This window comes from Brevibacillus fluminis (assembly GCF_052072235.1).
Taxonomy (GTDB): Bacteria; Bacillota; Bacilli; order Brevibacillales; family Brevibacillaceae; genus Brevibacillus_D; species Brevibacillus_D fluminis_A.
Genome location: NZ_CM125436.1, coordinates 69570 through 81889 on the forward strand (window position 1 = coordinate 69570; position 12320 = coordinate 81889).

Below are 12320 nucleotides of genomic sequence, written 5' to 3' on the forward strand. Positions count from 1 at the left end.
AAAGTCTGTGCATCTTGCGTTTACAAAGGCAAAAGTTCGTGTAAAATAAAAACTGTAATGTTTTTCCCGATATGACCACAAATGACGATGACGGGAAGAGTAAGCTTGGCAGTCTTATCAAAAGAGAGCCGGGTCAGGTGAAAGCCGGCATAAGACGACAGCTGAAGATGGCCCCTGAGTTATTGCATGTGAGCCGGCAGCTAGCACAGCATTGAGCTGCAATCGGTAAGCGCGCAACGTATTCCTGCGTTACAGGAGGGTCCGTAGTGACTTGTCGAGTCCGTCTTTGCGAAAGGACGGAAAATTTGGGTGGTACCGCGAGATAACAGCTCGTCCCAATGGGGATCGGCTGTTTTTTTATTTTACCCATCACGTAAGGAGGCGTTTTTTCATGTCACAAGCTTCAAAGCCAACGTATTACATTACGACACCGATTTATTACCCGAGCAACAAGCTCCATATCGGAAATGCGTATACCACGATCGCAGCGGATGCGATGGCCCGCTACAAGCGTTTGCGCGGATTCGATGTGTATTACTTAACAGGGACGGACGAACATGGTCAAAAGTTGCAAGAACGCGCAGCGACCGAAGGACTGAAACCGCTTGAATTCATCGATCCGGTTGTCGACTGGATTCGCGATCTGTGGGATCGACTGGACATTTCGTACGATGACTTCATCCGTACCACGCAGCAGCGCCATAAGGATGTTGTACAAAAAGTTTTCCAACGCTTGCTGGATCAAGGCGATATTTATTTGGGAGAATACGAAGGCTATTACTGCGTGCCGGATGAAGCGTTTTGGACAGAAACGCAGGCGAAGACGGACAAAGGCTATTTCTGTCCGGACTGCGGCCGTGAAGTAAAAAAGGTAAAAGAACAAAACTATTTCTTCCGCATGTCCAAATACCAGGACCGCTTGCTTCAATATATTGAAGAAAACTCGGACTTCATCCAACCGGAATCGCGACGCAACGAGATGATCAACAACTTCCTGAAGCCAGGGCTGCAGGACTTGAGCGTATCGCGCAGTACGTTTGACTGGGGCATCCCGGTGCCGAGCGATCCGAAGCATGTCATTTATGTATGGATCGATGCTTTGACCAACTACATTTCCGCTCTCGGCTATTTGTCGGAGGACGACTCCAAGTACAAGCGCTACTGGCCGGGCATCCATCTGGTCGGCAAAGACATTCTCCGCTTCCATACGATTTACTGGCCGATTTTGCTGATGGCACTCGATCAACCGCTGCCGAAAAAAGTATTCGGCCACGGCTGGCTGCTCATGCCGGATGGAAAAATGTCCAAGTCGAAAGGGAATGTCATCGATCCGAAATTCCTGATCGACCGCTACAGCTCCGATGGCGTGCGTTACTTCCTGCTGCGCGAAATCGCATTCGGCCAAGATGGCGTATTCACGCCAGAAACGTTCGTACAGCGCCTCAACTTTGACCTGGCCAACGACTTGGGCAACCTGGTCAGCCGTACCGTTGCCATGATCGAGAAATATTTTGACGGTGTTATTCCGCAGCCGACACAGCCGGGCGAATTCGACGATTCGTTAATCGAGCTGGCTCGCAAGACCAAACCGCTCGTTGAGGAGCATATGGAAGAAATGCGTTTCAGCAATGCGCTCACCCATTTGTGGGAGCTGGTCAGCCGTACAAACAAATACATAGACGAGACGCAGCCGTGGAACCTGGCCAAATCTGAAGAAAACCGCGAACGCCTCGGCACGGTGATGTACAACCTGGCGGAAAGCATCCGGATCGTGTCCGTCCTGCTGCAGCCATACTTGACCAAGGCGCCGGCAAAAATTTGGCGTCAGCTGGGCATCGCCGATCAAACGCAAGTCCACAGTTGGGAATCGGCAGCTGACTGGGGCGCCCTGCCTGCAGGCAGCCGCGTGATCCGCGATGAAGTGCTGTTCCCGCGATATGATGTGGAGAAGGAATTGGAGTTCATCGACGCTTCGACGGCAGAAGCGCGCAAACAGGCGGAAGAGAACAAGAAGAAGCAGGAAGCGTTGGCCGCAGGAAAGGCTCCGGAAAGCGCGCCTGAGGCACCAAAGGCTGCAGCCAAACCGGAGGATGCAAAAGAAGAAATCAGCATCGACGATTTCGGTAAAGTTGAGCTGCGGGTAGCTGAAGTCACCGCTTGCGCGAAGCATCCGAACGCAGACAAACTGCTTGTGCTTCAACTCGATCTCGGCTATGAGCAGCGCCAGGTCGTGTCGGGAATCGCCAAATACTACACACCGGAAGAAATGGTCGGCAAAAAAGTGATCGTGGTGGCGAATCTGAAGCCTGTCAAACTGCGCGGCGAAATGTCGCAAGGAATGATTTTGGCAGCATCTGTCGGCGATCAACTGACATTGAGCACGGTTGATCCAAGCATGCCGAACGGAGCGATCGTGAAGTAAGGAAAGGAAGGGCAAAGCTGTGCTTATTGATACGCATGCGCACTTGAATGCGCCTGAATTCGCCGAGGATCAGGACGAGGTGATTGCGCGGGCCCGCGAAAACGGCGTCAGCACGATCGTCAACATCGGCTTCAATGCAGAGACGATTCCGACGTGCATGGAGCTGGTGGAAAAGTACGATTTCATCTATGGTGTTGTCGGCTGGCATCCCCAGGACGCCAAAGACTTCCGCGACGAGCATCTCGATTGGCTGGAAGAGCTGAGCCGCCACCCGAAAGTGGTCGGATTGGGTGAGATGGGGCTGGATTATTATTGGGACACCTCGCCGAAAGATGTCCAGGCTGAGGTGTTCCGCAAGCAGATTCGCTTGGCCCGCAAGCTGCAGCTGCCGATCGTGATCCATAACCGCGATGCCCACCAGGACATCATCACGATCCTGCGTGAGGAAAAGGCGGAAGAAGTGGGTGGCATCATGCACTGCTTCTCTGGCAGCTGGGAAACGGCAAAAATGGCGTTGGACATGAACTTTTACATTTCGTTCGGCGGCCCACTGACCTTCAAAAATGCGCGGGTACCGAAAGAGGTTGCGGTGAAGGTGCCGCTCGACCGTCTGCTGGTCGAGACGGATTGCCCGTATCTGACGCCGCATCCGTATCGCGGAAAGCGGAACGAAACCGGATACGTCCGACTCGTTTGCGAAGAAATGGCCCGTCTGCACGAAAAAAGCTATGAGGAAATGGCGGCAATTACGACGGAAAATGCAAAGCGATTGTTCCGGTTGCCATAAGGGAAAACACCTACAAAGGCATCTATTCCGAGCAGGGATAGGTGCCTTTTTTCTCTCTACTAGTATATTCGCCGTTCTAGCGGTGAGATGCATTGCATATTGTTGGAATTGTCGAACAAAAAGAGAGGATCGACAAATATGGTCGACAGAAAGGGCCTAGTTTTTTCCGAAAATCTTTGGTAAGGTGTATCTTAACTTTTCAAGATTCTCCCAAAAATGCTGCCCAATGTCTTGTCAATATGCTTATCGTCAGCATATGTCAATTTGACAAAAAGACTAAAGTAGCATAAAATCAATCCTGCTTTGTTTCATATTTTTTGTAAAGGAGTGTGGGGAATGGAGTTAGGCAGGTTTTGGATGACGCGTAAGGCTCGAATAATAGCCGGTTTCGGTGCTCTGGGTCTGGTCGTGTTGTCCGCCGTTTGCTACTTCGTGATCCTAAGCAACCAGCCAAAGCAAGTAACGCTTGTGGTAGATGGCGTTACGAAAACGTATGAAACACACGCAGCAACTGTTCAGGATTTTCTCGCTGAGCAGCACATATCCTACACGGATCAGGATTCATTGACACCTACGATATCGACAGAGTTGAAAGACGCGCTAACGATACAACTAGACACGAGCTGGGATGTGCCCGTACACGTTGATGGGCAAACGAAAGTGATACATACGTTAAAGCGGAAAGTTGCGGATGTATTGCAGGAAGCTGGGATTACTGTTCGGCCAAAGGATCAGGTAGAACCTGCTCAATCAGCAAGCATAACCAAAGATTCGCCCATTCAGATTACCCGGATTGATGAAAAGATGGTGCAGACGGAAGAACGCGTCCCTTATCAGGAGATGCGCAAAGCCGACGACACGTTGGCAAAAGGGCAGACACGAGTCATGCAAGAAGGGCAAGAAGGAAAAGCGATTTCTCAGTATAAGGTCGTTTTAAAGGATGGCAAGGAAGTATCACGCGATTTCGTCAAGCGTGACGTGATTACCCCGAAAAAAGACAGGATTGTCGCAGTAGGGACGATGAAAGCGACGATTGCCAGCGCGGAGCCGCGGAGCCAGGCCGTAGTGGCGGCATCGCTCGTATCGCGCGGAGGCAAGAATTTCAGACCTCACAGCGTATTGAAAGGCGTTACGTTGACCGCGTATTCGCCAGATGTCGGAACGCATACCGCATCCGGGCACAAAGCGGAGGCTGGGCGGACCATTGCAGTCGATCCAAGCGTAATTCCGATGGGCTGGTGGGTGTACATTGAAGGCATCGGCTATCGCCGGGCCGAAGATACAGGCGGTTCGGTAAATGGTCATAAGATTGACGTTTTTCTGAGCAGTGAAGCAGAAGCGAGGCGCTTTGGCTTGAAGCGGGGGAAAGTCGTCTACATCATTGGACCAAAGAAACCGGAATAATGAATGCTGTGCAAATGGCAGGGGGCGATCCCCTGTCTTTTTTTATTCATAACGGAAATGGCGAAGCGATTCCAAGTAAAACATTTTGTTTTTGAAATCGATATGGTATTCTTTTTTGGATAAAATACTGGAAGAAACCTTACGGGAGAATGCGTCCATGAAGATAAAAGAAATGATTGTTGTCGAAGGAAGAGACGATACCGTCGCCATCAAGCGTGCCGTCAATGCCGATACGATCGAGACCGGCGGTTCTGCGATCAATGAAACGGTGCTGAAAAAAATCCGTCTGGCCCAGGAAAAGCGGGGCGTGATCGTCCTGACCGACCCGGATTATCAGGGAGAGCGCATTCGCAAAATCATCAGCCGGGCGGTACCGGGCATAAAGCACGCGTTTATTACGCAAGAGGACGGCACCAAGAACGGCGATATCGGGGTGGAGAATGCCTCGCCTGCGACGATCATCAAGGCGTTAAGCGAGCTGCGAACGGAAATGACCGAATCGGAGGGAGAGATATCTCTCGAGGATCTGGTGGAAGCGGGGCTTTCCTCAGGACCGGATTCCAAAGCGCGCCGGCTGAAGCTCGGCGAACTGCTTGGGATCGGCTATGCCAACGTCAAACAGATGCACAAGCGGCTGAATGCTTTTCAGATCAGCAAAGAAGACTTTTTGCAGGCAGTAGCCGCGTTGAACAGCGAAAAAGGAGATCGGCCATGACAGAGAAGCTCAAAGATATCGCTACACCCACCAGAACCAGGGAGATTTTAACGAACCATGGGTTCACCTTCAAAAAGAGCCTGGGACAAAATTTCCTCATCGACACCAATATTTTGCATAACATTGTAGAGTCGGCTGATTTGGACGCGGACAAAGCGGTGATGGAGATCGGCCCGGGCATCGGCGCGCTGACCGAGCAGCTGTGCCGCGCTGCAGGCCGTGTGACGGCGGTAGAGATCGACCAGCGCTTGCTGCCGATCCTCGCCGATACATTGTCGCCATACTCCAATGTCAGCGTCGTGCATGGCGATGTGCTTGAACTCGATTTGCACCAAGTCGTTCGCGAGCAATTCGCCGGCTATGACAAATTCAGCGTCGTCGCCAATCTCCCTTACTATGTGACCACACCGATCTTGATGAAGCTGCTGGAGGAGCGGCTGCCGATCGAGAACATCGTCGTGATGATTCAGAAGGAGGTGGCGGAGCGAATTGCGGCCAAGCCCGGTTCGAAGGATTACGGGTCGCTCAGCGTGGCTGCGCAGTTTTATGCAGAAGCAAGCGTGGAAATGATCGTGCCTGCCAGCGTGTTTGTGCCCAAGCCCAACGTCGACTCTGCCGTGATCAAGCTGGCGATCCGCCAGAAGCCCGCCGTCGATGTCCTGGATGAGGCGATGTTTTTCCGGGTGGTCAAAGCCTCGTTTGCCCAGCGGCGCAAAACGTTGCTGAATAACTTGCAGCACAATCTGTTTAGGAAAGATCAAAAGGAAGCAGTAATACAGCTGTTGGATTCGATTGGTATAGATCCCGCACGCAGAGGGGAAACGCTTTCATTAGACGAGTATGCAAAGCTGGCAAATGAAGTTGTCCGTACCGGATTGCACCTAAATAGTTAAAAAATATGAAAAAATCGACAAGCTACAGCATGGTTTTTGCAAAAATGACCGTTGACAAAAACTCAATTTCGTTGCTATAATTTTAAATTTGTTTGACAAAATAGTAAGGAGCTGTTACAATAGGATTAAGCGAGGTGGATGAAACAAATGGCTAGGAACGCGTTACTTGATATTAAACGCTGTTTGGACGGGCACATTGGTCAACGCATCATGCTCAAGGCGAATGGCGGCCGCCGTAAGACCGTTGAGCGATCAGGCATCCTCGAAGAAACGTACCCATCTGTTTTTATCGTAAAGCTGGACGATGATCAACTTTTTGAAAGGGTCTCTTACAGTTACGCTGACATCCTGACGGAAACAGTTGAGCTTACTGTTTGTCGTGAACAAGAACATATCCGCATCACCTACATCCAACAGTAGAGCCTAGTGGCTCTGCTGTTTTTTCATTTGTGAACGAATAATCCGGAAGTTTGAAAAGAAGCGACATTTGGGCGCGGGAGTGAGGGATAGCATTTTGGCGCATACTACGGTTGTTTAACGAGAAAAGGGGGCTGTTCAGATGGGTCGCAGACGCGGCATCATGTCCGATCAGTTTAAGATGGAAATCGCCAAGGATTTAGGAATTTATGACACCGTCCAAAAGGAAGGGTGGGGCGGCATTACCACACGCGACGCCGGAAACCTCGTGAAGCGGGCAATCCAGATTGCGGAGGAAGCGCTGGCCAATCAAAATTCCAATTCATCTCGTTAAATAAGAAAGCTGGGGAAACCCGGCTTTTTTCTATTGTACAGCCGGGATGGGGTACGTTTTCCAGCAACATGGGAGATACTGATGAAAGCAGGTTTTCGTAAAGAGAATTTGAAAAAGTAGCTTTTCTTTTAGGTTAGTAGCAGGCAGTTTCTCCCTATGATACAATGGACTACTAGAACAGATCAGGAGAAAGCTCACAATTATTTAAAGTAGGCAGGGGTGAACGTCCAGTGCAGTTCTCCGAAAAGGCGCCGGCAAAAATCAATTTAACCTTGGACGTGCTGGCCAAGCGGCCTGACGGTTATCATGAAGTGGAAATGGTGATGACCACTGTGGACTTGGCAGATCGAATCGATCTGACGCTCTTGTCCGACAGACGAATTCAATTGGAGTGTTCGGCGAGCTTTGTGCCGGATGACTCGAGAAACCATGCATATAAAGCGGCGCAGCTTTTGCAGGAGCAGTACAATGTTTCGCAGGGCGTACATTTATACATAGATAAGCAGATTCCCGTCGCGGCAGGATTGGCAGGCGGCAGCAGCGATGCAGCAGCAACGCTGCGCGGATTGAATAGATTGTGGAATTTGGGTTTGAGTCTGGATGAGCTGGCAGAGGTTGGGGCGCAGATCGGGTCTGACGTACCTTTTTGCGTGTACGGAGGGACAGCCCTGGCTCGCGGCAGAGGGGTTCAGTTGACGCCGCTTCCGACGCCGGTTCCATGCTGGGTGGTGTTGGCCAAACCGCCGATCGGCGTATCGACGGCAGATGTATATGGAAACTTGGCGGTAGATCGCATCCAGTCGCATCCGCGCACGGAAGATATGGTGCGTGCCATCGCCGGGCAAGATTTTGGCTTGATGTGCAGCTCGCTTGGCAACGTGCTCGAGGAGGTTACTCTCTCTCGCTATCCGCAAGTACGACAGATCAAGGAATTAATGCTCGCCTCCGGAGCCGATGGCGTGTTGATGTCAGGCAGCGGTCCGACCGTTTTTGCGCTTGTGCAAAAGGAAGCAAAGGTGCACCGAATCTACAATGCGCTGCGCGGTTTCGTGAAAGAAGTGTACGTAGCGCGAATGTTAGGTGGGGCAGAAGTTAAGGTACTTGCCTAATTCCGCACATAAGTGTTAAATTAACATCATAATATTCGGATTTTCGGAGGAAGAGAAATGAAAAAATTACGCAGGAGTGCGCGTTTGGTCGATATGACGCAATACTTGCTCGCTCATCCTCACACCTTAATTCCGCTCACCCTGTTTTCAGAGGAATACGGTTCGGCAAAATCCTCGATCAGCGAGGATTTGTCGATCATTAAGGAAGCCTTCGAAAGCCAAGGTGTCGGTGTACTCAAGACGGTAGCCGGTGCAGCAGGCGGTGTGAAGTATATTCCTCAGGTCAATCAAGAGCATTCGAAGGTGTTCATGGCAACGCTGATCGAGCAGCTCGCAAAGCCGGAGCGCGTTTTGCCGGGCGGTTATTTGTACATGTCCGACATTTTGGGCCATCCGACCACGCTCGCTCAAATCGGCAAACTGTTTGCGACCGCATTTGCCGACCAGGATGTAGAGGTTGTCATGACGGTGGAAACCAAAGGGATTCCGCTTGCCTACGCAACGGCTGCTTATTTGAATGTGCCTGTCGTGATCGTGCGTCGTGATAACAAAGTGACGGAAGGGTCCGTCGTGAGCATCAATTATGTATCGGGCTCGAGCAAACGAATCCAGACGATGTCGCTGGCTCGCCGCGCATTGCCAGAACAGTCCCGGGTGCTGATCGTCGACGACTTCATGAAGGCGGGCGGAACCGTTCGCGGGATGATCGATCTGTTGCAAGAATTCCGTGCGACCGTTGTCGGCTGCGGTGTTATGGTAGAAACAGCGGATGTTTCTGAGCGCTTGGTCGACGAATACATATCACTGGCAAAACTGAACGAAGTTGACATCAAAGAAAAACACATCCAGATCGAATTGGGCAGTTACTTTCAATAATAGAGGGAAAGGATGATTTTTGATGAGTAAGCTTACGTATGTTGCAACGGAAAATGCACCAGCAGCGATCGGACCTTACAGCCAGGCGGTAAAGGCAGGGGATTTCCTGTTTGCATCCGGACAAATCCCGCTTCGTCCGGACGGCACTCTGGTTGAAGGAGACGTTACCGTCCAAACCCACCAAGTGTTTTCCAACATCAAAGGCGTGCTGGAATCGGAAGGCCTGTCGCTCGGCGACGTCGTCAAAGCAACTGTCTTTATCAAAGATATGAACGATTTTGCCAAGCTGAACGAGGTGTACGGCGAATATTTCGGCGACCATCGCCCTGCACGTTCTACCGTAGAAGTAGCGCGCTTGCCGAAAGACGTTTTGGTTGAGATCGAAATCGTCGCGTACCTGGGCAAATAACCGGAAAAATATTTTTTATTTTTTTTACAAATTTTCGGAACCAGAGAAGGAATATTTAACCATCATGTGGAAATACTTCTACATCCTTATACAGATAAAGGGAGTGAACATGATGGAAGTAACAGACGTACGACTCCGCCGTGTCAATACGGATGGAAGAATGAAAGCGATTGCCTCTATTACGATCGACCACGAATTCGTGGTTCACGATATCCGCGTGATTGATGGCAACAACGGCATGTTTGTCGCAATGCCGAGCAAGCGCACACCAGATGGTGAATTCCGTGACATCGCTCATCCCATTTCCTCTGCCACTCGTGAGAAAATACAAGCGGCTGTCCTGAATGAATATGAGCGCGTTGGTTTGGAAGAAGAAGAAAAAGTAGAAGCAGGCGCATAACATGAAAAAAGGCACTCCGCGGAGTGCTTTTTTTTGCGGCCGACAGGTAGCCCATCTTCGCAAATATGATCATTTCCCGAACGTTTGCCCGTCAAACTTCTCTTGAAAACAACATACGATTAAGATATAGTCATTGTGGAACTTATATGCTGGAGGGTTACCATGTCAAATATACATGCCGTGGTTCTTGCTGCTGGTCAAGGAACACGGATGAAGTCGAAGCTGTATAAGGTCCTTCACCCTGTCTGCGGAAAGCCGATGGTGCAACATGTCGTTGATACGCTGGCGGACATGCAGGTGAAGGATGTTGTCGTTGTGGTAGGCCATGGTGCAGATGCAGTCAAGGAAACCTTGGGGGATTCCGTCGCGTATGCGCTGCAAGCGGAACAATTGGGAACGGCTCATGCCGTCCAACAGGCGATTCCGTTCTTGACGGGAAAGACAGGAACGACGCTTTTGCTATACGGCGACGTACCGCTTTTATCCAAGGAGACGCTGCAAGAGCTGCTGGATTACCATCTGGAACAGCAGGCTGCAGCAACGGTCCTAACGGCTGTGCTGCCTGACCCGACCGGGTATGGACGTATTGTACGGAATGAATCAGGGGAAGTCGTTCGTATTGTCGAGCAGAAGGATGCGAGCCCTGAGGAACGGGCGATCCGTGAGATAAATACGGGCATATATTGTTATAATAATGAACAATTGCTCAAGGCGATCAGCCAGGTCAAAAATGACAATGCGCAAAAGGAATATTATGTAACCGATTGCGTAGAAATTTTGCGCCAGGCAGGGCAGAAGGTGCTGGCATTTGAAGCGGCGGACCCGGACGAAACAATGGGCGTAAACGACCGCGTGCAGCTCTCTTTTGCCGAGGCCTATATGCGCAGACGGATTAACGAGCATCATATGAGAAACGGCGTTACCATTATCGATCCAAGCTCGACCTATATTGAAGCAGATGTCGTGATTGGTCAAGATACCGTGATTCAGCCGGGCACGCATTTGCGCGGCAAATCGGTGATCGGGCAAGATGTTGTGCTGGGTCCCCAAGCGGATTTAACAAATGTTCAGGTTGGTGCCGGTGTATCAATCGCCTATTCCGTGCTGGTTGACTCGGTGGTCGAAAACGACGTGAACGTAGGGCCATTCGCTTATGTGCGTCCGCAGTCTCACATTGGCGCCGGCGCAAAAATCGGCGATTTTGTCGAGTTGAAAAACGCCAAGATCGGCAAAGGATCGAAAGTGCCTCATCTGAGCTATGTGGGCGATGCTGAAATCGGCGATAATGTCAATATCGGCTGCGGTTCCATTACCGTCAATTATGACGGCGAGAAGAAGCACAAGACAATCGTGGGCGACAACGCCTTCATCGGCTGCAACACCAACTTGGTCGCGCCTGTGAAGGTCGGCGACAATGCCTATGTTGCTGCAGGCTCCACCATTAACCAGGATGTGCCTGAAGATGCGCTGGCAATCGCGCGTGAACGGCAAACCAATAAGCTTGGCTACGCGGCCAAAATGCCGCGAAAAGCAAAGAAATAAGGAATAATTACGGGAGGTTCTTTAAGATAATGGCTAACTACCGCGACCCGAAACTGAAGGTCTTTACTTGTAACGCAAATCCGCAGCTCGCCCAAGAAATCGCGGAGCATATTGGACTGCCGCTTGGAAACGCCAAGGCGATTCAATTCAGCGATGGCGAATGCCAAATCAAACTGAATGAAAGCGTGCGCGGCTGTGACGTGTATGTCATTCAACCAACAAGCGCTCCTGTCAACGAGAACCTCATGGAGCTGCTCGTGATGGTGGACGCATTGAAACGCGCTTCCGCAAAAAGCATCAACGTAGTTATTCCTTATTATGGTTATGCGCGCCAGGACCGTAAAGCGCGTGCCCGCGATCCGATCACAGCCAAGCTTGTTGCCAATCTGATCGAGACCGCAGGTGCACATCGCATCATTTCGATGGATTTGCATGCAACCCAAATCCAAGGCTTCTTCGACATCCCGGTTGATCATCTGCTTGGTGTGCCAATTCTGGCAAAATACTTTGAAGAAAAAGGTCTCAAAGACATTTGCGTCGTGTCGCCTGACCACGGCGGGGTTACGCGTGCGCGCAAATTGGCGGAGCGCCTGGGAGCGCCGATTGCGATCATCGATAAGCGCCGTCCTGAACCAAACGTCGCGGAAGTCATGAACATCGTCGGCAATATCGAAGGGAAAACGGCGATCATCATCGACGATATCATCGATACTGCGGGTACGATCACGCTGGCTGCCAGCGCATTGGTGGAGGCGGGCGCACGTGATGTCTATGCATGCTGTACACACCCTGTCCTGTCCGGACCAGCAATCTCCCGTATCGAGAATTCGAATATCAAGGAACTGATCGTAACCAACACGATCCTGCTTCCGGAAGAAAAACGCATCGACAAAATCAAAGTGCTGTCTGTTGCACCGATTATCGGTGAAGCGATCATCCGCGTTCATGAAGAGTTGTCGGTAAGCAAACTGTTTGACTAAAAAATGGATTCAAAAAGCCTCCACTGGACAAG

At 50.8% G+C, this 12320-nt stretch carries 13 protein-coding genes and 1 other annotated feature; all 13 genes read left to right on the plus strand.

The window, feature by feature from the left end; all coding sequences use genetic code 11:
* Positions 1 to 78: 78 nt before the first annotated feature.
* Positions 79 to 341: a binding site (T-box leader), on the plus strand.
* 50 nt (positions 342 to 391) lie between these two features.
* The 13 genes from metG (at position 392) to ACTID9_RS00400 (ending at position 12288) form a co-directional block, all read left to right on the plus strand.
* A complete protein-coding gene (gene metG / locus ACTID9_RS00340) occupies positions 392 to 2422 on the plus strand; it encodes a methionine--tRNA ligase (protein WP_441069173.1) in 2031 nt (676 codons plus the stop codon).
* Between the two features lie 19 nt (positions 2423 to 2441).
* Entirely contained in the window at positions 2442 to 3209 is a 768-nt protein-coding gene (locus ACTID9_RS00345; RefSeq protein WP_441069175.1) for a TatD family hydrolase, read from the plus strand.
* Between the two features lie 357 nt (positions 3210 to 3566).
* Entirely contained in the window at positions 3567 to 4613 is a 1047-nt protein-coding gene (locus tag ACTID9_RS00350; protein WP_441069177.1) for a ubiquitin-like domain-containing protein, read from the plus strand.
* 157 nt (positions 4614 to 4770) lie between these two features.
* Positions 4771 to 5328, plus strand: a complete 558-nt coding sequence (gene rnmV, locus ACTID9_RS00355) for a ribonuclease M5 (protein ID WP_441069179.1) — start codon at positions 4771 to 4773, stop codon at positions 5326 to 5328.
* Positions 5325 to 6221 (plus strand): 16S rRNA (adenine(1518)-N(6)/adenine(1519)-N(6))-dimethyltransferase RsmA, encoded by an 897-nt coding sequence (rsmA, locus tag ACTID9_RS00360; RefSeq protein WP_441069181.1) that lies wholly within the window; start codon positions 5325 to 5327, stop codon positions 6219 to 6221. Before rnmV ends, rsmA begins: the two co-directional genes overlap by 4 nt.
* 147 nt (positions 6222 to 6368) lie before the next feature.
* Positions 6369 to 6641 (plus strand): biofilm formation stimulator Veg, encoded by a 273-nt coding sequence (gene veg, locus ACTID9_RS00365; protein ID WP_122920242.1) that lies wholly within the window; start codon positions 6369 to 6371, stop codon positions 6639 to 6641.
* A gap of 139 nt (positions 6642 to 6780) precedes the next feature.
* Positions 6781 to 6972 carry a small, acid-soluble spore protein, alpha/beta type gene (locus tag ACTID9_RS00370; RefSeq protein WP_122920243.1) on the plus strand — a complete coding sequence of 64 codons (192 nt, stop codon included), beginning with the start codon at positions 6781 to 6783 and terminating at the stop codon, positions 6970 to 6972.
* Positions 6973 to 7202: 230 nt separating this feature from the next.
* Positions 7203 to 8081 carry a 4-(cytidine 5'-diphospho)-2-C-methyl-D-erythritol kinase gene (gene ispE / locus ACTID9_RS00375; RefSeq protein WP_441069184.1) on the plus strand — a complete coding sequence of 293 codons (879 nt, stop codon included), beginning with the start codon at positions 7203 to 7205 and terminating at the stop codon, positions 8079 to 8081.
* 57 nt (positions 8082 to 8138) lie between these two features.
* A complete protein-coding gene (gene purR, locus ACTID9_RS00380) occupies positions 8139 to 8957 on the plus strand; it encodes a pur operon repressor (protein ID WP_441069186.1) in 819 nt (272 codons plus the stop codon).
* Positions 8958 to 8979: 22 nt separating this feature from the next.
* Positions 8980 to 9366: a RidA family protein gene (locus ACTID9_RS00385; protein ID WP_441069188.1), complete on the plus strand. Its 387-nt coding sequence runs from the start codon at positions 8980 to 8982 to the stop codon at positions 9364 to 9366.
* Positions 9367 to 9478: 112 nt separating this feature from the next.
* The gene (gene spoVG, locus ACTID9_RS00390; protein ID WP_122920246.1) at positions 9479 to 9766 is read left to right on the plus strand and encodes a septation regulator SpoVG; all 288 of its coding nucleotides are present in this window, start codon (positions 9479 to 9481) and stop codon (positions 9764 to 9766) included.
* A 162-nt stretch (positions 9767 to 9928) separates the two neighbouring features.
* Positions 9929 to 11308 (plus strand): bifunctional UDP-N-acetylglucosamine diphosphorylase/glucosamine-1-phosphate N-acetyltransferase GlmU, encoded by a 1380-nt coding sequence (gene glmU, locus ACTID9_RS00395; protein WP_441069190.1) that lies wholly within the window; start codon positions 9929 to 9931, stop codon positions 11306 to 11308.
* Between the two features lie 29 nt (positions 11309 to 11337).
* Positions 11338 to 12288: a ribose-phosphate diphosphokinase gene (locus tag ACTID9_RS00400; RefSeq protein ID WP_441069192.1), complete on the plus strand. Its 951-nt coding sequence runs from the start codon at positions 11338 to 11340 to the stop codon at positions 12286 to 12288.
* Positions 12289 to 12320: the final 32 nt, after the last annotated feature.

What these genes read in the sequence shown, in the direction of transcription:
- rnmV (WP_441069179.1), top strand. Translation starts at nt 4,771, where the DNA reads ATGAAGATAAAAGAAATGATTGTTGTCGAAGGAAGAGACGATACCGTC.
- veg (WP_122920242.1), top strand. Translation starts at nt 6,369, where the DNA reads ATGGCTAGGAACGCGTTACTTGATATTAAACGCTGTTTGGACGGGCAC.
- spoVG (WP_122920246.1), top strand. Translation starts at nt 9,479, where the DNA reads ATGGAAGTAACAGACGTACGACTCCGCCGTGTCAATACGGATGGAAGA.
- metG (WP_441069173.1), top strand. Translation starts at nt 392, where the DNA reads ATGTCACAAGCTTCAAAGCCAACGTATTACATTACGACACCGATTTAT.
- purR (WP_441069186.1), top strand. Translation starts at nt 8,139, where the DNA reads ATGAAAAAATTACGCAGGAGTGCGCGTTTGGTCGATATGACGCAATAC.
- ACTID9_RS00385 (WP_441069188.1), top strand. Translation starts at nt 8,980, where the DNA reads ATGAGTAAGCTTACGTATGTTGCAACGGAAAATGCACCAGCAGCGATC.
- ACTID9_RS00400 (WP_441069192.1), top strand. Translation starts at nt 11,338, where the DNA reads ATGGCTAACTACCGCGACCCGAAACTGAAGGTCTTTACTTGTAACGCA.
- glmU (WP_441069190.1), top strand. Translation starts at nt 9,929, where the DNA reads ATGTCAAATATACATGCCGTGGTTCTTGCTGCTGGTCAAGGAACACGG.
- ACTID9_RS00370 (WP_122920243.1), top strand. Translation starts at nt 6,781, where the DNA reads ATGGGTCGCAGACGCGGCATCATGTCCGATCAGTTTAAGATGGAAATC.
- rsmA (WP_441069181.1), top strand. Translation starts at nt 5,325, where the DNA reads ATGACAGAGAAGCTCAAAGATATCGCTACACCCACCAGAACCAGGGAG.
- ACTID9_RS00350 (WP_441069177.1), top strand. Translation starts at nt 3,567, where the DNA reads ATGACGCGTAAGGCTCGAATAATAGCCGGTTTCGGTGCTCTGGGTCTG.